The sequence below is a fragment of the Pseudarthrobacter sp. B907 genome (assembly GCF_040137805.1).
GTDB lineage: Bacteria > Actinomycetota > Actinomycetes > Actinomycetales > Micrococcaceae > Arthrobacter.
The window spans coordinates 38,525-59,942 of record NZ_JBEEQE010000022.1; the positions used below are offsets into that span (position 1 = coordinate 38,525).

Annotated in this window: 17 protein-coding genes; 6 read left to right on the forward strand and 11 right to left on the reverse strand. The window is 66.4% G+C overall.

Annotated features, from left to right (window positions below; all coding sequences use genetic code 11):
- Nucleotides 1–28 precede the first annotated feature (28 nt).
- Entirely contained in the window at nucleotides 29–919 is an 891-nt protein-coding gene (locus ABLI39_RS16165; protein WP_349414510.1) for a DsbA family protein, read from the reverse strand.
- A gap of 306 nt (nucleotides 920–1,225) precedes the next feature.
- Between ABLI39_RS16165 and ABLI39_RS16170 the strand changes: the two genes are divergently transcribed.
- Entirely contained in the window at nucleotides 1,226–2,635 is a 1,410-nt protein-coding gene (locus tag ABLI39_RS16170; RefSeq protein ID WP_349414542.1) for an alpha,alpha-trehalose-phosphate synthase (UDP-forming), read from the forward strand.
- Nucleotides 2,625–3,437, forward strand: a complete 813-nt coding sequence (gene otsB, locus ABLI39_RS16175) for a trehalose-phosphatase (protein WP_349414511.1) — start codon at nucleotides 2,625–2,627, stop codon at nucleotides 3,435–3,437. The genes ABLI39_RS16170 and otsB overlap by 11 nt, the downstream gene beginning before the upstream one ends.
- A gap of 78 nt (nucleotides 3,438–3,515) precedes the next feature.
- Here the strand turns inward: otsB and ABLI39_RS16180 are convergent, their stop codons facing one another.
- Nucleotides 3,516–3,917 (reverse strand): VOC family protein, encoded by a 402-nt coding sequence (locus ABLI39_RS16180; protein ID WP_349414513.1) that lies wholly within the window; start codon nucleotides 3,915–3,917, stop codon nucleotides 3,516–3,518.
- A gap of 255 nt (nucleotides 3,918–4,172) precedes the next feature.
- On the opposite strand from ABLI39_RS16180, the gene ABLI39_RS16185 reads away from it, so the two are divergent.
- Both ABLI39_RS16185 and ABLI39_RS16190 read left to right on the forward strand, forming a co-directional pair.
- On the forward strand, nucleotides 4,173–5,255 hold the full coding sequence (locus tag ABLI39_RS16185; protein ID WP_349414515.1) for an ABC transporter ATP-binding protein: 1,083 nt from the start codon (nucleotides 4,173–4,175) through the stop codon (nucleotides 5,253–5,255).
- Nucleotides 5,256–5,378: 123 nt separating this feature from the next.
- Nucleotides 5,379–6,797: a DUF4032 domain-containing protein gene (locus tag ABLI39_RS16190; RefSeq protein ID WP_349414544.1), complete on the forward strand. Its 1,419-nt coding sequence runs from the start codon at nucleotides 5,379–5,381 to the stop codon at nucleotides 6,795–6,797.
- An 18-nt stretch (nucleotides 6,798–6,815) separates the two neighbouring features.
- Here the strand turns inward: ABLI39_RS16190 and ABLI39_RS16195 are convergent, their stop codons facing one another.
- The 5 genes from ABLI39_RS16195 to ABLI39_RS16215 all read right to left on the reverse strand — a co-directional run bounded on the left by ABLI39_RS16195 (nucleotide 6,816) and on the right by ABLI39_RS16215 (nucleotide 14,158).
- Nucleotides 6,816–8,186 (reverse strand): FAD-binding oxidoreductase, encoded by a 1,371-nt coding sequence (locus ABLI39_RS16195; protein WP_349414517.1) that lies wholly within the window; start codon nucleotides 8,184–8,186, stop codon nucleotides 6,816–6,818.
- Nucleotides 8,187–8,234: 48 nt separating this feature from the next.
- Nucleotides 8,235–10,109, reverse strand: a complete 1,875-nt coding sequence (locus ABLI39_RS16200; protein WP_349414519.1) for a glycoside hydrolase family 13 protein — start codon at nucleotides 10,107–10,109, stop codon at nucleotides 8,235–8,237.
- Nucleotides 10,110–10,111: 2 nt separating this feature from the next.
- A complete protein-coding gene (locus ABLI39_RS16205) occupies nucleotides 10,112–11,077 on the reverse strand; it encodes a sugar ABC transporter permease (RefSeq protein WP_349414520.1) in 966 nt (321 codons plus the stop codon).
- Nucleotides 11,074–12,726 (reverse strand): ABC transporter permease subunit, encoded by a 1,653-nt coding sequence (locus tag ABLI39_RS16210; RefSeq protein WP_349414522.1) that lies wholly within the window; start codon nucleotides 12,724–12,726, stop codon nucleotides 11,074–11,076. The genes ABLI39_RS16205 and ABLI39_RS16210 overlap by 4 nt, the downstream gene beginning before the upstream one ends.
- A 133-nt stretch (nucleotides 12,727–12,859) precedes the next feature.
- Nucleotides 12,860–14,158, reverse strand: a complete 1,299-nt coding sequence (locus tag ABLI39_RS16215; protein ID WP_349414524.1) for a sugar ABC transporter substrate-binding protein — start codon at nucleotides 14,156–14,158, stop codon at nucleotides 12,860–12,862.
- Nucleotides 14,159–14,483: 325 nt separating this feature from the next.
- Here ABLI39_RS16215 and ABLI39_RS16220 point away from each other — a divergent pair, with 325 nt between their 5' ends.
- Nucleotides 14,484–16,220, forward strand: coding sequence for a glycoside hydrolase family 13 protein (locus ABLI39_RS16220; protein ID WP_349414526.1), 1,737 nt, complete (start codon nucleotides 14,484–14,486; stop codon nucleotides 16,218–16,220).
- Nucleotides 16,221–16,222: 2 nt separating this feature from the next.
- The gene (locus ABLI39_RS16225) at nucleotides 16,223–17,263 is read left to right on the forward strand and encodes a LacI family DNA-binding transcriptional regulator (RefSeq protein ID WP_349414528.1); all 1,041 of its coding nucleotides are present in this window, start codon (nucleotides 16,223–16,225) and stop codon (nucleotides 17,261–17,263) included.
- A 522-nt stretch (nucleotides 17,264–17,785) separates the two neighbouring features.
- Here ABLI39_RS16225 and ABLI39_RS16230 read toward each other — a convergent pair.
- From ABLI39_RS16230 to ABLI39_RS16245, 4 genes are all read right to left on the reverse strand, one after another.
- Nucleotides 17,786–18,196, reverse strand: coding sequence for a hypothetical protein (locus ABLI39_RS16230; protein WP_349414530.1), 411 nt, complete (start codon nucleotides 18,194–18,196; stop codon nucleotides 17,786–17,788).
- 78 nt (nucleotides 18,197–18,274) lie between these two features.
- Nucleotides 18,275–19,081, reverse strand: a complete 807-nt coding sequence (locus tag ABLI39_RS16235; RefSeq protein WP_349414532.1) for a hypothetical protein — start codon at nucleotides 19,079–19,081, stop codon at nucleotides 18,275–18,277.
- A 395-nt stretch (nucleotides 19,082–19,476) separates the two neighbouring features.
- A complete protein-coding gene (locus ABLI39_RS16240) occupies nucleotides 19,477–20,130 on the reverse strand; it encodes a hypothetical protein (RefSeq protein WP_349414534.1) in 654 nt (217 codons plus the stop codon).
- A gap of 147 nt (nucleotides 20,131–20,277) precedes the next feature.
- On the reverse strand, nucleotides 20,278–21,418 hold a 1,141-nt coding region (locus tag ABLI39_RS16245), incomplete at its 5' end, for an RHS repeat-associated core domain-containing protein (protein ID WP_349414536.1).

Consider the following 21,418-nt stretch of genomic DNA (forward strand, 5'->3'; position numbering starts at 1 on the left):
GGGCCGGGCTGTGTCCGCGAGCGCGCGCTTACTTCTTGGCGTCGACCGCTGCCTGGAGGTACTGGTCGAACGGGGTCTGGGCGCTGTCGCCCTTGCCCCACTGCTTGCCCTCGACAAACACGGTGGGCGTACCCGTGACCCCGATGGCCGCAGCCTGCTGGGTCGTGTACTTCACGTACGGGCGGTAGGTCTTGTCATCCACGCACTTGTCGATGCTCTTGGCGCCGGTATCCGTGGCCAGCTTCTTCAGGTCCGCGTCGGAAAGGCCTGCGGTGCCCTCCTTCGGCTGCTTCGCGAACAGTGCGTCCACGAAGTCCGAGTACTTCTCCGGGGACTCGTTCACAACACAGGCCGCGGCGTTGGCCGCCCGGGAGGAGTAGTTGGTGGTCGAGCGGCTGTCCAGGAAGCCCAGCGGCCGGTACTCGACGGTGATCTTGCCGTCGTTGCGCAGCTTGGTGAGGGTTTCGTTGTAACGGGCTTCGAAGTCCTTGCAGACCGGGCAGATGAAGTCGATGTAGAGGACCACCTTGACCGGCTTGCCGGCCTCGGCGTCGGCGCCGGGCGCCTTGATCTCTGCGGGCGGGGTGGCGGCCGGGGACGGCAGGTCCGCGAGCTTGACGGTGGCTGCGTCCGATTTCGCCACCTCGGTGTTGGCCAGCAGGGTCACGCCGCCGTTGACGTTGCCGTTCGCCGGCGTCGGGCCGGAATCGGCGATCGGTGCGTTCTTCTGGATGTTCGAGGTGACCACCAGGGCGACAATCACAATGATGGCGACGACGGCGGCCACGATGCCCCAGCCGATCAGCAGCTTGTTGCGCTTTTCCTTCTTCAGCTGCGCCTCGCGGATCTCACGGGCTTTCTCGCGCGCCGCGGCGGTGCGCTCCGCTTTGGACTGACGGGGTTCGTTTGCGGGGCTCATTGGTTCCTCGTGTCGGTCGGCCTGGGATGGTCCACTGGGTGGCAACTCCATCATTTTAGGGGAGAAACCTGAGGAGCTTGCGCTTTCAAGTTTCCCTCCGTGTGCCCAACGGGCGAATAGCACAGAAGATTCCGCCCGGCTAGGGTGGATCAGAGCCACAAGCGACCCCAGGGGGCACCAATGCAAGCAAGCCAGAGCGCCGAGCAGACCGCCGAGCAGAACACTGCACAAACAGCCGAAGCGGACCAGGAAGCCCCGTCGACGGCGGAACCCGCCCCCGGGGAGGCCGTCGACACCTTTGATTTTATGGTGGTGTCCAACCGGATGCCTGTGGACCGCTGCTCCCCGGACGAGCCGGGCTGCGAGGACGGCTGGCGCCGCTCTCCCGGTGGCCTGGTCACGGCACTGGCCCCCATGATGACCAAGACCGACGGCGCCTGGGTGGGCTGGCACGGCGCCCCGGACGAGCACCTCGAGCCCTTCAGCCACGGCGGCATCGACCTCATCCCCGTCCAGCTCAGCACCCGTGACATCGAGCTGTACTACGAGGGCTTCTCCAACGCCACGCTCTGGCCGCTCTACCACGACGTGATTGCGCCGCCGGAGTTCCACCGTGCCTGGTGGGACTCCTACCGCAAGGTCAACAAGCGGTTCGCCGACGCCGTCATCCGCCACGCGGCGCAGGGCGCCACGGTCTGGGTGCAGGACTACCAGCTCCAGCTGGTGCCCAAGATGCTCCGCGAGGCGCGCCCGGACCTCAAGATCGGCTTCTTCAACCACATTCCCTTCCCGCCGCCGGAGATCTTCGCGCAGCTGCCCTGGCGCCGCGCGATCATCGACGGCCTGCTGGGCGCGGACCTGGTGGGCTTCCAGCGCAGCAGCGACGCCGGGAACTTCATGCGCTCGGCCCGCCGCTTCCTCGGCGCCAGCGTCAAGCAGCAGCAGGTCCACGTCAAGGGCGCCGACGGCGAAACCACCCACATCGCCCGCGCCCAGGCCTTCCCGATCTCCATCGACGTCAAGCAGATCACCGAACTGGCGCAGAAGCCCGAGATCATCGAGCGGGCCAAGCAGATCCGCCGCGACCTCGGCAACCCCAAGACCATCCTGCTCGGCGTCGACCGGCTCGACTACACCAAGGGCATCCGGCACCGGCTCAAGGCCTACGAGGAACTACTCGAGGATGGCAAGGTCACGGTGGAGGACGCCTCCCTGATCCAGGTCGCCAGCCCCAGCCGCGAGCGCGTCGAACAGTACCGGCTGCTGCGCGAGGAAGTCGAGGGCACCGTTGGCCACATCAACGGCACCTTCGACACCATGCAGAACACCGCCGTCCGGTACCTGCACCACAGCTACCCGATCGAGGAAATGGTCGCGCTGTACCTGGCCGCCGACGTCATGCTCGTCACCGCCCTGCGCGACGGCATGAACCTGGTCGCCAAGGAATATGTCACGGCCCGGACGAACAACGACGGCGCCCTGGTGCTCAGTGAATTCGCCGGCGCAGCGGACCAGCTCAAGCAGGCCCTCCTGATGAACCCGCACGACATCGACGGGCTCAAGGACACCATCATGCGGGCGGTCAACATGCAGCCCGCCGAGGCCGCCCGCCGGATGCGCGCCATGCGCAAGCAGATCCTGACGAACGACGTCGACCTCTGGTCCGCCGACTTCCTCCGCGCGCTGCAGGAGAAGGTGGTGCGCGATGACTCCTGACGCCAATCCAGCCAACACACGGCTCTCACTCTCGCCCGAGTTGCTGGAGGCCGTGCGCCGGGTCGCGGGAACCGAGGAGCTGCTGGTCGCGATGGATTTCGACGGCACCATGGCCCCGCTGGTGGACCACGCCGAAGACTCCCGGGCCCTCCCCCGTTCCGCCGCCGCTTTCGCCGCCCTCGCCGAGCTTCCGCGGACGACGACGGCGCTCATCTCCGGCCGTGCCCTCGACAGCCTGCGTGCCGTCGCCTCGCCCCCGGAGCAGACCCTGCTGATCGGCAGCCACGGAGCGGAGGTCTGGATGGGCCCCGGCTCCAGCGAACTCGTGCTCGAAGACGCCCAGCGCGAGCTGCTCGCGGATGTGCGCCGGATTCTGGCGGAAATCGTGGAGCAGGCGCCCGGAACCCTGCTCGAGGACAAGCCGGCCGGCGTCGTGCTGCACACCCGGCTGGCCGCGAACGACGTCGCCGAGGACGCGGTGGCCGCTGCGAAGGCCGCCCTGCAGGACCGCCCCGGGGTCTTCCTCAAGACCGGAAACCGGGTGCTGGAGACCTCGGTTGTCCACGCCTCCAAGGGCGAGGGGATCTCCTTCCTCCGCCAGGCCACCGGGGCCACTGCCGTCGTGTTCGCCGGCGACGACACCACGGACGAGGACGCCCTGGGCAGCCTCATCCGCGGGGACCTGGGCGTCAAGGTGGGCCTGGATTTCACCCAGGCCGAGTTCCGGGTGGAGGCCTTGGTGCACGTGTCGGAGCTGCTGGAGGCACTGCTGCGCGAGCGCCGGAAGGCCGTCGGCGCCTAACCAGCCCCGCACCCCAACTAACTCGCAGTAGTTGTCGTTATCAGCCCTCAAAACGACAACTAATGCGAGTCAGTTGGGTCAGGACTCGGGTTCGTAGCCAATCAGCCAGTGAAGTCCGTGCCGGTCGACCACCTGGCCGTCCGATGCGCCCCAAGGCTTCGGGGCGAGGGGGTCGATCACCCGGCCGTCGACGGCGAGTTTGTCGAACCACTCGTGGAGGACGGCCGGTTCGGCAGTCCCCAGCAGCGAGAGCATCAGGCCTTCGAACCGGACACTTTTCTCGCCCGGCGCCGCGTCCGAGCCCGCCAGGGCGACGGCGCCGGTCAGCTGGCCGTGGGCAATGGCGTCCGGCGGGCCGTCGGTGCGGTTGAACTGCTCATACGTGAACATAGCCAGCTCTCCACCGAAAACGTCCGCATAGAAGCCAAGGGCTTCCCGCGCCGTGCCGGGGAAACTGACATAGATCTGGAGGGCCGTCATGCGCACAGCATACACAGGCGCTTCCGGCTCTACGTGAGGGAGCCCACTTGTGAGATCCGTAACCTTTTCACCCTAAAACCAAAAATCTGACATACTCTGTATGTGATGTGGCGCACAACTACCGTGCGGCGTCATTGGATGCTCCTCGGCTTCGGCCGAGGAGCATGCGCATCCTTCGGATGCCACAACTGAATAAAAAGAACCATTCACTACGGATCGTCCGGCACGTACCTGCCGGTGAAAGGATTGATGACTGTGGCTACAGTTACTTTTGATAACGCTACGCGTCTGTACCCGGGCACAGAGAAGCCCGCTGTTGACAAGCTCAACATTGAAATCGCCGACGGCGAGTTCCTGGTCCTCGTTGGACCCTCCGGCTGCGGAAAGTCCACCTCCCTGCGTATGCTCGCAGGCCTTGAGGACGTCAACTCCGGCCGGATCCTGATCGGCGACCGCGATGTCACCGACGTCCCGCCGAAGGACCGCGACATCGCCATGGTCTTCCAGAACTACGCCCTCTACCCGCACATGACGGTCGCGGACAACATGGGCTTTGCGCTGAAGATCGCCGGCGTCAGCAAGGAAGAGCGCGCCGAGCGTGTCCGTGAAGCCGCCAAGCTCCTGGACCTCGAGCCGTACCTGGACCGCAAGCCGAAGGCCCTCTCCGGCGGCCAGCGCCAGCGCGTCGCCATGGGCCGCGCCATCGTGCGCAACCCGCAGGTGTTCCTGATGGACGAGCCGCTGTCCAACCTCGACGCCAAGCTCCGCGTCCAGACCCGCACGCAGATCGCGTCGCTGACCCGCCGCCTCGGCGTCACCACCGTCTACGTCACCCACGACCAGGTCGAGGCCATGACCATGGGTGACCGCGTCGCCGTGCTCAAGGACGGCCTGCTGATGCAGGTCGACACCCCGCGCAACCTGTACGACAAGCCGAAGAACGTCTTCGTCGCCGGCTTCATCGGCTCCCCCGCCATGAACCTGCTCGAACTTCCCGTCGTCGACGGCGGCGTGCAGTTCGGCGGCACCGTCTACCCGGTACCGCGCGACGTCCTCGAGGACGCTTCCGGCTCCACCGTGACACTGGGTTCCCGCCCCGAGGACCTCGAGACCGCCCCCGAGGGCGACGGCCTCCAGGTTGAGGTCGACGTCGTCGAGGAACTCGGCGCCGACGCCTATGTCTACGGGCACACCACGCTGGACGGCAAGAGCCACGACATCGTGGCCCGCGTCGACGGCCGCCGTCCCCCGATGAAGGGCGAGTCCATCTGGGTCCGCCCGCAGTCGGGCCACGTGCACCTGTTCGATACCAAGACCGGTCTGCGCCTGGGCGACTGACGTTCCGGCTTAGAGAACGACGGCGGTCCTCCCTCGGGAGGGCCGCCGTCGGGCGTTAACCGTCCGGCTTTAGGCGCCGCCCGCCCTGTGCGGGAGAATTGCCTCATGACCGAGGAGAACCGCATGAGCGAGGACAACGGTGCCCAGTGGCACGACGAACCCACTGACTACGGGCAGATCGGCAAACTGCCCCGGTATCAGGCCGCCAGCGCCAATGACGACAAGGCCGTCTCCAGCTCGCTGAGCATCACGGCCGCCGCCACGGAACCCGAACTGCTGGACCTGCCCTGGCACATCGCGCTGGAGGACTGGCCGGCGGAATACCTCGCCGCCCTGCCCCGCGGCATCTCCCGGCACATCGTGCGGTTCGCCCATCTGGGCGGCTCCGTGATCGCCATCAAGGAGACCTCGGAGCATATCGCCCGGCACGAATACCACATGCTCCGCAAGCTCGCCCGACTGGACGTCCCGTGCGTGGAGCCGGTGGCGGTCATCACCGGCCGGACCACGCCCGAGGGCCGGCCGCTGAACCCGGTGCTGGTCACCCGGCACCTGAAGTTCTCCATGCCGTACCGGGCGCTGTTCTCCCAGATGCTGCGCAAGGACACCCTCACGCGCCTGATCGATGCCCAGGCCCTGCTGCTGGTTAGGCTGCACCTGATCGGCTTCTACTGGGGCGATGTGTCCCTCTCCAACACCCTGTTCCGCCGCGACGCCGGCGCCTTCGCCGCCTACCTCGTGGACGCGGAGACGGGTGAGCTGTACCCGGACCTGTCCACAGGCCAGCGCGAGTACGACCTGGAGATTGCCCGGGTCAACATCGCCGGTGAACTGATGGACCTGCTCGACGGCGGCCTGATCGAGGAGAAGGTGGATCCCGTTGCCACCAGCGAGCTGATCATGGAGAGCTACCGTCGGCTCTGGACCGAGCTGACCGAGAAGGAGTCGTTCGAGATCGGCGAGCGCTGGCGCGTGGCCGCCCGTATCCGCCGGCTCAACGAACTCGGCTTCGACGTCGAGGAATACGCCATCAAGACCACGCAGAACGGCTCCACGATCCAGCTGCAGCCCAAGGTCGTGGACGCCGGGCACCACCAGCGCCGGCTGCTGCGCCTGACCGGACTGGACGCCCAGGAGAATCAGGCCCGGCGGCTGCTGAACGACATGGACTCGTTCCGGGCGGACAACAACCCGGGCATGGACGAGGAATACAGCGCCCATCTCTGGGTAAGCCAGATCTTCGAGCCGATCGTCCGCTCGATCCCCCGGGACCTGTCCGGGAAGCTGGAACCTGCGGAAGCCGTGCACGAGATCCTGGAACACCGCTGGTACATGTCCGAGAAGGAGAACCGGCACATCCCGCTGGCCGAGGCCGTGCAGTCGTACATCGACTCCGAGCTGAGGCACCGCCGGGACGAGGCCGCGATCATGCTCAACCCGGACACCGAGCTGCTGAAGATCCTCGAAGTCGAGACCGAGGAATCCCGCTACGGCGACGACGAGTCCATCGACGAAAACGAGTACCCGGACGCGGACGACTAGGGAAGAAGCACGGCCGGGCTAAATCGCCTTGCCGGGGTTCAGGATGCCGGCCGGGTCGAAGAGCTCCTTGACCCGGCGTTGCAGTTCGCGCACCGGTTCTTTCTGCTCCAGGCCCAGCCAGCGCAGCTTGTACTGGCCCACGCCGTGCTCGCCCGTGATGGTGCCGCCCATCGCGAGTGCCACGGTGACGGAATCGTCCAGGGCGGCGCCGAGCCGCTCCATGGCCCCCGCGTCCACCGCGTCCCCGGTCCGGTCCACCCAGAAGGTGGGGTGCAGGTTGCCGTCGCCGGCGTGCGCCACCACCTTGAGCTTGACCTCATGCCGCACGGCCATGGCCTCGAGCTCTTCGACGTAGTCCACCAGCCGGGAGCGCGGCACGGCGACGTCCTCGCCCACCCGGTATTCGTCGTCGACCTCCACGCCGCGGCTGTTGCGGCGCAGTTCCACCAGCTGTTCGGCTTCGGCGTTGGCCTCCATGGTCACCACGGCCCCGCCGGCGGCGAGCAGCGGCCGGATCGCTGCGGCCTCGGCGGCGGCGCCGAAGCCGTCGGTCTGGATCAGCAGCAGCGAGGTGCCGCGGGAGGCCAGGTCCGAGCCGTGGATCGCATCGAGCTGGGCCAGGGTGCCGCCGTCGAGCAGTTCCATGATGGCCGGCTGCACCCGTGCCCGGCCGACGGCGAGGACGCCCGCGGCAGCGCTGCGGAAGTCCGGGTAGAACGCGGCGATCGTGTGCACCTCCCGCGGCAGGTACTTCAGGCGCACCGTGACCCCGACGACGATGCCGAGGGTCCCCTCCGAGCCCACGAACAGCCCGGTGAGATCGTAGCCGGCCACGCCCTTGAAGGTCTGGTGCCCGGTGTGGATGAGCGAACCGTCCGCGAGCACGACGTCGAGCGCCAGGACCGAGTCCCGGGTCACCCCGTACTTCGCGCACCGGAGCCCGCCCGCGTTGGTGGCGACGTTCCCGCCGATGGTGGAGATCCTGTAGCTCGCGGGATCCGGGGCGTACATCAGCCCATGCACGGCGGCGGCAGCGTTGAGGTCCGCGTTGATGACCCCGGGTTCGACGACGGCGGTCTCGTCGTCCGCATTCAGGTTTAGGATGCGGTTCATCCGTTCCAGGCTGAGCACCACACACCCCTCGCTGGCGTGGGCGCCGCCGGACACACCGGTGCCGGCACCGCGGGCCACCAGCGGCACCCTGCTGGCGGCGCACACCCGGACGGCGGCCTGGACGTCTTCGATCGATTCGGCGAGGACCGCGGCCTGCGGGAGCTGGTAGTCCAGCACGGGGGCCTGGTCCACGGCGTAGCCGGCGAGGGAGGCCTCGTCCACCACGACCTTTTCCGCTCCGAGGGCGTTCGTCAGCTCCTCAACAATGCTGCGCATGGCTCTCCAGTTCTCCGTCGAATCCGGCCTTCAGTCCTGGCCTTCAGTCTAGGGTGCCGGCAGCGTGACCCCGGGGAGCACCCAGGCGGCGGCCGCCGGGCCGCCGGCCCGGAAGTGTGCCCCGGCCGCAGTGATGTCTCCGACAGCGAAGGCCGGCGGCAGGGCGAGGGCAGCGAGCTGTCGGTCGGAGAGCAGGCCCGCGGCGAGGTGCACGTCCGCGGCGGCCCGGGCCACCACCACCAGCACCGCGCTGTCCGCGGTTTCCCGGACGAAGGCCAGCACATCCCCCTGCGCGTGCAGCCAGCGGATGCCGCCGCCCGTGAGCGCCGGCTGGTCCCGGCGCAGCGCGGTGAGTGCGGTGTAGGCGCCGCGCAGATCGGCCGGGACCCGGGCGGGGTCGTTCCAGGGCATGGGCGTCCGGGAGAACTCCCCGTTGTCGCCTTTGAGCCCGAACTCGTCGCCGGCGAACACCACCGGCACCCCGGGGAGGGTGAACATCAGCACCGCGCCGAGCTGCTGGCCGCCGTCGATCATCACGGTGGCGGCCCGGGCCGTGTCGTGGCTGTTCAGGGCGTTCATGTTCTGCTGCCGGACGTTCCAGCTGAAGGCCGCGGCGAGGTCCTGGTGGGTGGCGAGGAAATCCTCCGCGTCGATCCGGTTCGGTCCGGCCAGGGGTGTGCCGAAGAAGTTGACATGCCCGGCGTCGCCGGCGAGCCAGGCCCACAGCGGGCGGGTGAAGTTGGAGTAGGTCATGGCGCCGTGCCAGTGCTCGCCGCTGAAGTCCGGCGCGGCGTCGTTGGTTGCCTCCGCCAGCAGCGCCGCGTCCGGGTTGATCGCCCGGACCCGCTCCGCGATCAGCCGGGCCACCTCCTGGTTGAGGTCGGTCACTCCCAGCCGCCCGGTCATATTGCCGACGTCGATCCGCCAGCCATCCAGGTCGAACGGCGGACGGAGCCAGCGCGCCACCGGGGAATCGTCGTCGAGCACGAATTTCTCCCGCAGGCCGGCCGAGGCCCAGTTGAGCTTGGGCAGGGAAGGCACACCGTACCAGGCCTCGTAGCTGCTGTGGTCCGCGCTGAAGTAGTAGTAGCCGGCTTCCTCGGAGCCGGGGTCGGCGAGGGCCCGCTGGAACCACTCATGGGCGTCGCCGGAGTGGTTGGCGGTCAGGTCGCCCATAACCTTCAGGCCGCGGGCGTGGGCCGCTTCGACGAGTTCCACCAGGGCCTCATCGCCGCCGAGCAACGGGTCCACCGCGGTGAAGGTGGAGGCGTCGTAGCGGTGGTTGGAGCGCGCCGGGAAGAACGGCGTCAGGTAGATGATGTCCGCCCCGAGCTCCTGGATGTGGTCCAGGTGCTCGGTGATGCCGTGCAGGTCGCCGCCGTAGAACTGCAGGGGCGTCTGCGCGGAGGCGCCCTGCACCGCGGTGGTGTCCCAGTCGCAGGGGACGGCCCAGTCCGGGGCCGGGTGCGCCGAAGCTGGGTTTTGTCCGGCGGACGAGCGCGCGAAGCGGTCCGGGAAGACCTGGTACATGGTGCCCCGGCGCAGCCACTCTGGGCCGGCCGGGTAGGTTGCGAGCCGGAAGTCGGCGTAGTCGGAGACGTCGCGGTTGAAGAGGCCCTGGGCGTTGAGACTCCAGTACTGCTGCCCGGCCTCGATCAGGAAGCGGTAGCGGGCCACCGGGTTGGTGACCGCCAGCTCGGCCTCCCACCAGGCCCAGCCGTCGGCCGTACCGAGGCCGGCGGCGGCGGTGTAGCGGGGTTCGCCGTCGTGCACGGAGCGGAGCCAGACCCGGCTCGCGTGCCCCCATGCCTCGGGGATGCGGAGCCGGAGCCGGGCCGCTTCCCCGAGTTCCACGCGCTGCGGGGCGTGCAGCCCCGAGCCGTCGTGGTGCGGAAGCGGCCCCGCCGTGTGCGCCGCCGGCATGCCTAGCCCTTCACCGAGCCCGCCGTCAGGCCGCTGACGATGTAGCGCTGCAGGAACAGGAACAGGGCCATCACCGGCAGGGCGGAGATCACCGCACCGGCCGCGAAGACGCCCCAGTTTTCGGAGCGCTGCTGCGCCACGAACGAGTAGAGGCCGACGGCCAGGGTCTGGCTGTCCGGGTCCGTGAGCACCACGGACGCGATGACGAATTCGCCGGAGATGGAGATGTAGGTCAGCAGCCCCACGACCGCCAGGATGGGGGTGACCAGGCGCATGATGATGCCGAAGAAGATCTGGGTGTGGCTGGCGCCGTCGATCTTGGCGGCCTCGTCCAGGGACTGCGGCACGGTGTTGAAGAAGCCGTACATCAGGTAGGTGTTCACGCCCAGTGCGCCGCCCAGGTAGACCATGATCAGGCCCAGCTGGCTGCCCAGGCCCAGCGCCGGGATGACCTCGGAGATGCCGCTGAGCAGCAGGAAGATGGCCACCACGGCCAGCAGCTGCGGGAACATCTGCAGCAGCAGCAGGCTCAGCAGGCCCACGCGGCGGCCGGTGAAGCGCATCCGGGAGAAGGCGTACGCCGCCATGGCGCCGAGGAACACCGTGGCCACGGAGGTCACGCCGCCCACCACCAGGGTGTTGAGGAACCAGCGGGCGAAGGGCCGCGACGGGATGTTGAAGAGCGCCGCGAAGTTGCCGAAGTCGATCTTGCTGAACAGGGCGTTGGAGCCCACCAGGGTGCCGGTGGAGTTCAGGGCCGCCGAGAGCACGTACAGCAGCGGGAAGATGGCGAAAATGGTGACGACGACGCCGACCACGTGGCGCCAGCCCTTGTCCTTGAACCAGGCCCCGAACGGGCGCCGGCGGTGCAGGGACTTGAGGTAGTCGACGTCGGTGGTGCCGCCGGCTGCGGTCGGGTGGTCCGTCGTGGGTTCCGCCGGAGCGGTGCGCGGTGCTGACCCGTTCATGAGTTCACGTCCTCGAGTGCCTTGGTCTGCTTGAAGCTGATGGCCGATACGGTGGCCACGATGATGAAGATGATGATCGCCAGGGCGCTGGCCAGGCCGTAGTCACGGCCGGTCCCCTGCCCGAACGCCACCTTGTACACCAGGGTGATCAGGATGTCGGTGGCTCCGATGTCCCGGTTGGTATCCGCGAAGCGCGGACCGCCGCCGGTGAGCATAAAGATCACATTGAAGTTGTTGAAGTTGAAGGCGAAGGACGAGATCAGCAGCGGCGCGATCGAGACCAGCAGCAGCGGCAGCTTGATGGAGCGGAACACCCGCCACGGGCTGGCGCCGTCCATCCGGGCGGCCTCGTCCAGCTCGCTCGGCAGGGACTGCAGGGCACCGGTGCAGACGAGGAACATGTAGGGGTAGCCCAGCCAGAGGTTGACCACCAGCACGCTGATCTTGGCCAGCACCGGGTTGGTCAGCCAGCCAATGGAGGCGCCCCCAAGCAGGGTCTGGTTGAGCCAGCCGAACTCCGGGTTCAGGATGCCGGACCAGACGAGCCCGGTGAGGAACGCGGGGAAGGCGTAGGGCAGGATCATCAGGATCCGGTAGACCTTCTTGCCCTTGAGGTCCTCGCGGTTGAAGGCGATGGCGAGGAAGAGGCCCAGAGCGAAGGTCAGGGCAACCGAGGCGAGCGCGAAGGTGAAGGTCCAGAGGATCACGCCCAGCAGCGGCCCGCGCAGGCTCGGGTCCGTGAAGGCGCGGGCGAAGTTCTCCATGCCGACGTCGATCTTCCAACCGGTGGACAGCGTCTCGCCGCTTTCCGCCGCGAAGGCGCCCTTGCCGTTGTCGCGGTAGACGGAGCCGGTGTCGGTGTCGGTGAAGGTGTCCGCGGCGGCGTCGTACTTCAGGGCCGGTTTGAACTGGTAGGCGTTGCTGCCGTCGGCGGTGCGGAGGGTGCCGTCGGCTGGGTCGGAGGAGACCGGGACGGTGATGCCCAGGATCTGCTTTTGGTTGGCCACGATTTCCTGGAAGTTCAGGGTCCGGTACCCGTCCAGGGCGTTGGCCTTGCCGGTGGAGTCCTTGCCGGCTGCGTCGACGCTTTTCAGCGGGGTGTCGGTGCTGCCGAGCGAGACTTTGCCGTCCGGGGCGGTGAAGAGCAGGTAGAAGGAGTTGTCTTTGGCCAGCACGGCGGCCTTGTAGGCCGGCGAGTCGGGCACACGCTTCTGGGCGGTGAGCTGGATGGCCGCAATGGCATCATCTTTGGTGCTGTTGTGGCCGTCGCCGTAGTTGGTGAAGGCGATGTAGCCGCTGAACATGACCACAAAGACCTGGAAGACCAGCAGGAACAGCACGCCGGGCGCGAGGTACTTCGCGGGCAGGCCGCCCTTGCGCAGGTAAATCCAGTTGATCGCCAGCACGACGACGGCGGAGACGGCCAGAGCCGCCCAGGAGTGGCTGAAGAACAGCATCGTCAGGACGAAGACGGCCACGGCATCCACGAGGCCCAGCAGGACGATCTTGGCGATGGTCCCCTTGGTGCCGTCCGGACCGAAACGGCGGCGGGAGGTGACGCGCTGCCTACCGGGGGCGGAGGGGCCGGCGCCCTGGGTGGCCGGCACGACGTCGGGGCCTAAGCCCTCGCGGAGTTCAGTTTCTGGCATAGCTGTCTTCAGTCCTTGGGGGAAGCTGGGGTGATGCAGGAACGGGCCGGGCGGTTTGGTGCCGCCCGGCCCGGTGCTGGCCGGTTCCTGACGCTCCTCAAAAGTGTTGAGGGGTCAGGAACCGGCTCGGGGGCTAGCCCCCGATTTTGGTCTTAATGCTTGCTGCCATCTTGGCCCAGTCAGCGGCGGGGTCGCCCTGGCCCTTGATGAGGGCGAGCTCGGTGGCTCCCCAGTCAGCCCAGACCGCGCTCATTTCCGGGATGGCCGGCATCGGGACGCCGGTGGCGCCGATCTTGCCGAAAGCTGACACAACCGGGTCGCTTGCAGCCTTCTCGAAGGAGGCCTTCAGCGCCGGCGGGCGGCCGCCGGCTTTGTACATGGAGTCCTGGGCTGCCTCGGACGTGAGGTAGTTGGTCACGAACTCGTTGGTGGCCAGGGCGTTGGCGCTCTTGGCGCTAATGAAGAAGCCGTTAACACCGATGAACGGCTGGGCCGGCTGGCCGCCCGTGGTCGGCAGTGCGTCCACGGCGAACTTGATGCCCTTCTTCTGCACGTCCGGGACATTCCACGGGCCGGTCAGGAAGTACGGGGATTCGCCGGCCAGGAACTTCTCCTTGGCGATGTCACCGGTGATGTTGGAGTTGATGATCTTCTCACCGGCGTCGCCCCAGGCGGCCAGCTTCTTGGCGAACTCGACGCCGGCGGTGTCGCCGATCAGAAGCTGCTTCGGGTCGTAGCCGCCGTCGGAGGCCTTGCCGAAGACCTGCGAGCCCATGGAGGACTGCAGCGGGTACAGGTGGTACGGGTCGCCCTGCTTCGGGTCCATTCCGACGAGGAACGGGAACTTGGCCTTGCCGTCGGCGACGGCCTTCTTGCCGTTGGCGATGACCTCATCCATGGTCTTGGCCGTGTCGGACACGATCGCGGTGTTGCGCAGCAGCGCGATGTTCTCGATCGCGTAGGGAACGCCGTAGACCGAGCCGTTGTAGGTCATGGCCTTGATGGAGGAATCCTGGAAGGAGGCCTTCTTGTCGCCGAGCTCGACAGGTGCGATCACGCCGTTCTGGACGAACTTGCCTACCCAGTCGTGCGGGCCGACGATCAGGTCCGGGCCCTTGCCGGTAGGAACCTGGGTGATGAAGTCGTCGCGGACTGCGGCGAAGTCCTTGACCACGAGCTTTACTTCGATACCGGTGTCAGCCTGGAACTTCGCGGTGATGTCCTTCAGCGCGGGCGAGCGCTCGGCGTCGACCCACATGGTGATCGTGGCTGCGCCGGCGGACTTGAGGTCCGGCTTCGCGGTGGCCGTGGCCGGGGCGGTGGCTGCCGCTCCGCCGCAGGCGCTCAGTGCCAGCGCCGCGGCCACGGAGATCGCGCCTGCCGTGAAGACCCGGCGGCTGGTCCCGGTCGTGAGGGTGTTCTGCACCTTCATTGGTGTCCCTTTCATAAAATCCTGCATCCACGCGTTGGGCCCTGATCGGTAGGATCCGGGCCCGGTGGCATCGTCGGTGATGTGGCTCACAGCTGCAAGCGCTTCCAAGCTACACGGTGATGCACGCTTTGGAAAGTTATTCTAGCGGGGCGTGTCGCGGCCTGCCGACCATGCCCGTGTTCCTGCGGATTCCGAGAACCCGCGCAGTCAGGGGCCGGATGCAGTCTTCGCCCGGGGATTCGGCGGGGAGCGAGAATCCGGCACGCCGGCGCCCTGCGACTGGAAGCGTTTTCAATTTTGGCCGGCGGGCCTTACGATTACCGGCATGTCCGTTGATTCAGTCCTCTCCGCCCTGGCCAGCCCCTTGACCCTGGTGCATGCCGCAGACCACACCCCCGGCTGGTGGCGCTCCGCCGTCATTTACCAGGTGTACCCGCGTTCCTTCCGGGACCTGAACGGCGACGGCGTCGGCGACCTGGCGGGCATTACGGCCGAACTGCACCAGCTCGCGGAGCTTGACATCGACGCCGTCTGGCTCTCGCCGTTCTACCGCTCCCCGCAGCGCGACGCCGGCTACGACGTCAGCGACTACTGCGACGTCGATCCCCTGTTCGGCACCCTGGCCGACTTCGACGCCATGATGGCCGAGGCCACCCGGCTCGGCCTGCGCCTGATCGTCGATTTGGTGCCGAACCACTGCTCGGACCAGCACACCGCTTTCCAGGCCGCGCTGGCCGCCCCCGCGGACAGCCCGGAACGGGACATGTTCATCTTCCGCGACGGCCTCGGCGACGCCGGCGAGCTGCCGCCCAACAACTGGCAGTCGCACTTCGGCGGCCCGGCCTGGACCCGGATCACCGAGCCGGACGGAACCCCCGGCCAGTGGTATCTGCACCTTTTTGACACCTCCCAGCCGGACTTCAACTGGGACAACGACGCCGTCCACGCCGAGTTTGAGCGCGTTCTGCGCTTCTGGCTGGACCGAGGGGTCTCCGGTTTCCGCGTCGACGTGGCGCACGCGCTCGTCAAGGCCCCGGGCCTGCCCGAGTGGGGCGGCCGCGCCGACGGCAACAGCTCGCACGGCTTCCCCGGGCACGAGGCCCCGATGTTCGGCCAGCCCGCACTGCACGACATCTACCGCACCTGGCGCCGGATCCTGGCCGAATACGGTCCCGACCGCATCCTCTGCGCCGAGGCCAACGTGGACCCGCTCCCCCGGCTGGCCGACTGGGTCCGCCCCGACGAGATGCACCAGGCCTTCAACTTCCCGTACCTGCACGCCGGACTGGATGTGCACCGCATGCGCCGCGTCATCACGGACTCGCTGACCGCCCTGGACGCCGTCGGAGCTCCGAGCACCTGGGTGCTGTCCAACCACGACGTCGTCCGCCATGCCACCCGTTTCGGCTACAACGGTCCGGCTCCGCGCGACGGCGACGGCATCGGCCCGGCCGATGCGCAGCCGTACGAGGAGCTCGGACGCTCCCGCGCGGCCGCAGCCTCGATGTTCATGCTGGGCCTGCCCGGCGGCGCCTACCTGTACCAGGGCGAGGAGCTCGGCCTGCCCGACGGCATCGACATCCCGGACCACCAGCGCCAGGACCCCACCTTCGGGCGCACCGGCGGCGAGCGGCTGGGCCGGGACGGCTGCCGGGTTCCGCTGCCGTGGTGCTCCGGCGAAGCCCACGCGGGGTTCGGCGCCGGAGCCGACCCCTGGCTGCCGCAGCCGTCGAGCTTCGCCGGGCTGGCCCGCGACGCCCAGGCCGCGTCGCCGTCGTCGCACCTGAACCTGTACCGCCGGATGCTGGAACTCCGGCGCGAGCTCAGCCTCGGCCAGGGCTCGCTTGCCTGGCTCGAGGACTGGTGCACGGACACCTCCCTGGCCTACCTCAACGGCACCACCGCGGTGCTGCTGAACGTCGGGCCGGAGCCGCTCGAGCTGCCCGCCGGACAGGTGCTGCTGCGCAGCTCCGGAACCGCGGAGCAGGCAGAAGACGCCCATCGGTTAAGCTCAGGTGAAACTGTTTGGCTGGAAATCTACATCGAGGACACGGAGAGCTGAAAATGCCCGGCATCAAGGACGTCGCGGAACGGGCCGGCCTCTCCATCGCCACCGTTTCGCGTGCCTTGAGCGGCAAGGGCAATGTCTCGGCCCAGAGCCGTGAGCGGGCCCAAGCCGCCGCCGCCGAGCTCGGATTCGTGCTGTCCTACCACGCCTCCAGCCTGGCGTCCGGGCGGAACCACAACGTGGGCGTCGTGGTTCCGTCCGTGCACCGCTGGTTCTTCTCCTCGGTGGTTGAGGGCGTCTCCGCGACCCTGCTCGACGCCGGCTACGACCTCACGCTGTACAACGTCAGCGAGGGCGAAGAGCGCCGGCACAGCGTGCTCAATGACTTCCTGCTGCGCAAGCGTGTGGACGCGGTCATTGCGGTGTCCCTGGAACTCAGCGAGGCCGAGATCCAGCAACTTCTCGCGATCCACCGGCCCATTGTCGGGATTGGCGGCCCGCTGCCGGGCGCCTCGACGATCCGGATCAACGACTCGGGCATCGCCGAGGCGGCAGCCCGGCACCTGATCCAGCTGGGCCACAGCCGGATCGCCCACATGACCGGCGACGCCGCATATGAGAAGGACTTCCGGCTCCCGGGTACGCGGCAGGGCGGCTTCACCAAAGCCATGCGCGACGCCGGGCTGACGATCCGTCCGGAATGGCTGATTTCCGCCGACTTCACCATCCAGGGCGCGTATGCCAGCGCACGGCAACTACTCGGCAGTTCGATGGAGCGTCCGACGGCGGTCTTCGCGGCCTCGGATGAAATGGCGATCGGCACCATCCTTGCCGCCCGCGACTTCGGCCTGCGCGTGCCCCAGGATCTGTCGGTCATCGGGATTGACGGCCACGAACTTGGCGAGCTCTTCGGCCTGACCACCATCGACCAGGATCCACGGGGGCAGGGCGCCCTGGCGGTCCGGCGCCTGCTCGCCGGGCTCGAAGGCGGCGCCGACACGGCGGCGGCAGACACCGAGTATCCGACCAAGTTCGTGATCCGCTCCAGCACGGCCGTGCCGCCCGTCGACGCCGTGCTGCCCGGCAAGCGCTACTAGCGGATCTTCATTCAGCATGCATGCCAACGTAGGCAGCGACGGAGCTGGTCATCCTAAATCGGCTAGAGCATGGTCCGTTTAGCGGTCTGCACAAACTCAAGAACTGCTATGCCTAAGGTAGAACAGAAGGACCAGGAATCGCTTACTTGGCGCGCAGCGAGACTCAAAGCGTCTTTAGCTTTCGCAGCATGGCCCGAAGTTGCCGTCTTCTCAGCGCTCCGAAGTAAGTCTAGGACAGTCTGCAGCGACAAGTCGGAAGCGCCTGTGGTGCGATTCTCCTCCGAAAGCCGTAATTCCTCCTCTAGGGAGGTTAGTAGACTTTCCAGTGTTTCTTTTTTCATTCCAGTACCTATTTATCCCTTATGACGCCGCGCTTGTAAGATTCTGGAACAAAAATCCTAGTGCGTCCTCAGAGATATAAGGTCTCGTCCATTCCAATCTGGCGCCGCACGATTACTGTTTACATGGTAGTTTCTGGCGCAGTAGGAGCCCCTCACCCCGCCTGTGCGGACTCTACCCAAACTAACCGGCTAGATACCCGCCAGCAACCAGAATTGATTGCCCCATTATCCACTGGCCAACAACAGCGGCCAAAACTATTCCGGGCCCGAGGATATCTAACCCGACCCGCGATCCCTTGCGCATCTGATGCGCATCAGGTTTTCTTCCTCCATGCCAGAATTCGAAGAGAACTACCAGGCAGGGGAGCATTGCGACCTGCATAGGAATTCCGTTTCCGCTCCGGTTGTATTTTCCGTCATACGGCATCCGGGTGCCCCAGGGGACGTTCATGAACACAAATATGGCAATTCCGACACAGACCACGAATCCTAGCGCGCAGAGAGCACGTATAAACGTCACGGCAGTCTTCCCTAGCAGCAGATCCTGCTCGGTGAAACCACCATCGGCTTTAGCCTCTGGATCGGAGCCCACACCTTCACCTACCAAGGGCCCACTCCGTCGAAGGGCGCTTCGGTCGCACCGGAGTCTTCCCTGTGCACAAATCCAAGTTCAGGAAGCCTCATCAAAGAAGCGCAACTCCTGGGCGCGGGTCCCATTTTCCCAAGCCCAACCGTCCAGGCTTATAGCCCCTTGGGTCTCAAAAAACCCTTCCAGGGCTTTAGCCGCAACATCGATGGGGACCTTGACCCCGAGAGGCACCCAGGCGCGCAGTCCGTGCGGGTCTAGCGCGATCGAGGCTTCTTCTTCCTCGTGGGGGAGGCGCGTGAGCACTGACATTGTCGCAAGGTCCCGGTCATCAAGAGCGGTATGAATTATGAATCCATCTGCGGCGGAGCCCCATGCCTCGAAACGGCGGTTGCCCAGACACACTACGAAACGACCGTCCGGGACGCTTTCCCAGTCATTCAGCTTCGATATAGCAATGCGCTTGGCTTCTCTAACATCGGCGATAGCTTCTCCCGTGACCACCCATGCGGTCTCCGAAACTTCATGACTGCTGTTATAGCGGTAATAGGCAATTTCCTTGCCCATCGCGTACCCAAGCGCCGAAACTGGGACGCTCATTAGGGCGAGCAACCGCCAAGGTGTAGGTAACGCAAGGAGCAAAGCGGTTTCAACTGCAATCAGGGCATAGATCAGCCATGCCGGTCCGCGGATTCCTGTCAGAATACCCACCACTCCGCCTGCCAGAATCCCCGCGCCCCCGATCACGGCGGCCTCCATAACGACCTGAGGAGGCAAAAAGACAATGAGTACAGTGATCAGTGCTAGGAGGACAGCAGGAATAATCATTCGCAGCCAAAAATCGCGAAGTTCGTCCCGTCCACGAGGTCGAGCTGCGTCACGCTTGTTCACTAATTTCTCCATACCCTAATTCCCAGTAACTAAAAACTTTGCGATATCCAGCCCGGCAGCCGCTGTCGTTCCAAAAGTGGCGGAACGGAAGAGTTTCAGGGCAGCGGGCCCCAGGCCCACCAGCCCGGACAGAGTACTGGTGTTAGTTCGCGCAGCCTGCTGAAGTGCACCGGAGGCGGTCGACGCCGGAGACTGAACCCTGGCTCTGTTGACTCCCGCGTTGATGGCTACGCATCCACCCAGCCTGGACAAAGACGGACATTCACCCAGATCGTGCCGGGGAAGCTTCGTCCGTCGGGGCGGGCGACCACGCTCGTTAGGTATCCGGCAGGCCCAGTCGCATCAGGTCCAGGACGATGCCCGGAGCAGACCAAAGTAGTTCGACTGCCGAACCGCTAATAGTTAGTCAGGCGTGTTCCCTCAGCCTGATTGCCAGTCAACCAGGCCGGCCCAAACGAAGAAGACTCCGGGTTCTTTAAGAACTCATCCAAGGCCGCTTGCACGGAAGCGAGGCCGTGTACGAAACGAGCAGGCATATAGCCGATCCCAGCACCCATAGGCACCTCCACAGACTCATCCGCGACGTCCTCAGACCGCGCCAGCACCGCCCATGATCCCTCGTTGGTGGCGTCAGCATTCCGATGACAGACCATCCCGACCCCACCACCACCGGCCACCTCAAAACGCGCCGACCCAAACTCAACGGCCAACCGTCCACGCGACTTCCCGTCTAGGGAATGCAGTCCAGCAATAGCCGCCTCGCGTGCTTCCGCGGCGGTGCCAAGGCACCGCCCATCAACAAGCCACTCCGGCTCCTTTGCGGTCTTCCGGCCCGGCTTAGCGGGCTTACGACTCCGCTTCTTCGCATGCTGCCAGGCCAGCCCTGCCTGAGTCCCCGAAATAAACCCACCGAACCATGCGATTCCTGCTGGGCCCAACACCAGACAAAGCACGAGGGAAAGCACCAAAACCAGCATCGCAAGCCATCGCCAGGGCGGCGAGAAGCGAAGCAACCACACACCCACAGCCAGACCTGCGAGAAGTGCCACGACCTCCTGCGATACGTGGTCCTGAGGTCCCACCAGGACCACCGCGACCGTGGCGCTCAATAACACGCCACTAAGGATCAGAGCATTCCGTACCGGATGCTCAGCTTTTCTTCCCACAACAACCAACCCCTTCTAGGCATGTTTTGCTCACCATCCCACTGCGCTCTGGAGTTGGTCGCCACCGAAGCCGACAGAACCACCTCCAAAGGCGCCTCCCCACAGTCCCACGGTATTCGTCTGGTTGTAATTGAACATGCCGTTCAAAGTCCGAGGCGCAAAGTACGGCATCTGCCGTAGCGTGCTCAAACCTGTCTGGTTGAACGCCGGTATACGCCCCACAGGTATGACGGCAGCGCCCGCGCCAAACAGGCCTGTTCTCCCGGCCTTAGCGACGTCAATCGGGTCCCCGGCGACGACGTTCTCCAGCATCGAACCTGTTCCCGCACCAACGCCACTGATCGCAATCGTTCCTGCCTTCGCAACCACTCCGGTCGACGACAATGAAATCCCTCTGGCGAGGCTGCCACCGGCCGGCCCCGCCAAGCCACCGACGGCACCGGCGAAGCCACCACCTGCGGCCTTGCCAGCAAAGTCCCAGCCGTTGTTGATGCGCCAGCCGTTCTGATAAAGATAACTCGCAGCGCCTGCACCCGCACCGACGGCCCCATTGGCACCCGCACTAACTCCGATCGCGGCCGCGGCTTGGCCTGCCGGGGCACCCGCAATAATGCTCTTAGTCCACATGGCCGCACCACCGCCCGCTGCCCCGGTGACAGCGCCTATAGCGGTGTTACCGAGGACCGACCACCAGTCGACCGATCCCTTCTGCTCCTTTTGGGAAATGACCGAGAGACCGCCCGAGGTCAATGCCCCGGCGATCGCTCCTGCCGCGATGAGGTTGAGCCCGGGCACGAACAACGCAGCAACGCCGACGGCGACGGCCAGACCACCTACAACGTATTCCCAGTGGCTCCCGGCGGACTGATCGTACGCCTTCAGCTCGTCGTCGGTAAGGGGCCGCAGTCCGGTGGGGTCGGTGGTGTTCAGGGGATTGTTGCCGGCGTAGGCGTAGGGGTTGCCGTCCCAGCCCGCACCGAGGACGGGGGCGAGGGGGTCGGTGGAGAGGAAGGCACGGGTGGCCGGGTCGTACGCCCGTGCCCCGAGCCATTCCAGGCCGGCGATGTCCAGGCCGCCGCTGCCGGTCAGAGTGATACCGGCCGGCAGCACACCGGCCAGCGCGGGAACAGCACCCAAACCAGCGGCACCGGCACCGGCAGTGCCGCCCGGA

Bases quoted from the DNA above. Each gene is read 5' to 3' on its own strand.
- ABLI39_RS16225 (WP_349414528.1), top strand. From the start codon at position 16,223: ATGCCCGGCATCAAGGACGTCGCGGAACGGGCCGGCCTCTCCATCGCC.
- ABLI39_RS16195 (WP_349414517.1), bottom strand. From the start codon at position 8,186: ATGCGCAGCATTGTTGAGGAGCTGACGAACGCCCTCGGAGCGGAAAAG.
- ABLI39_RS16190 (WP_349414544.1), top strand. From the start codon at position 5,379: ATGAGCGAGGACAACGGTGCCCAGTGGCACGACGAACCCACTGACTAC.
- ABLI39_RS16215 (WP_349414524.1), bottom strand. From the start codon at position 14,158: ATGAAGGTGCAGAACACCCTCACGACCGGGACCAGCCGCCGGGTCTTC.
- otsB (WP_349414511.1), top strand. From the start codon at position 2,625: ATGACTCCTGACGCCAATCCAGCCAACACACGGCTCTCACTCTCGCCC.
- ABLI39_RS16220 (WP_349414526.1), top strand. From the start codon at position 14,484: ATGTCCGTTGATTCAGTCCTCTCCGCCCTGGCCAGCCCCTTGACCCTG.
- ABLI39_RS16205 (WP_349414520.1), bottom strand. From the start codon at position 11,077: ATGAACGGGTCAGCACCGCGCACCGCTCCGGCGGAACCCACGACGGAC.
- ABLI39_RS16210 (WP_349414522.1), bottom strand. From the start codon at position 12,726: ATGCCAGAAACTGAACTCCGCGAGGGCTTAGGCCCCGACGTCGTGCCG.
- ABLI39_RS16180 (WP_349414513.1), bottom strand. From the start codon at position 3,917: ATGACGGCCCTCCAGATCTATGTCAGTTTCCCCGGCACGGCGCGGGAA.
- ABLI39_RS16165 (WP_349414510.1), bottom strand. From the start codon at position 919: ATGAGCCCCGCAAACGAACCCCGTCAGTCCAAAGCGGAGCGCACCGCC.
- ABLI39_RS16200 (WP_349414519.1), bottom strand. From the start codon at position 10,109: ATGCCGGCGGCGCACACGGCGGGGCCGCTTCCGCACCACGACGGCTCG.
- ABLI39_RS16170 (WP_349414542.1), top strand. From the start codon at position 1,226: ATGGTGGTGTCCAACCGGATGCCTGTGGACCGCTGCTCCCCGGACGAG.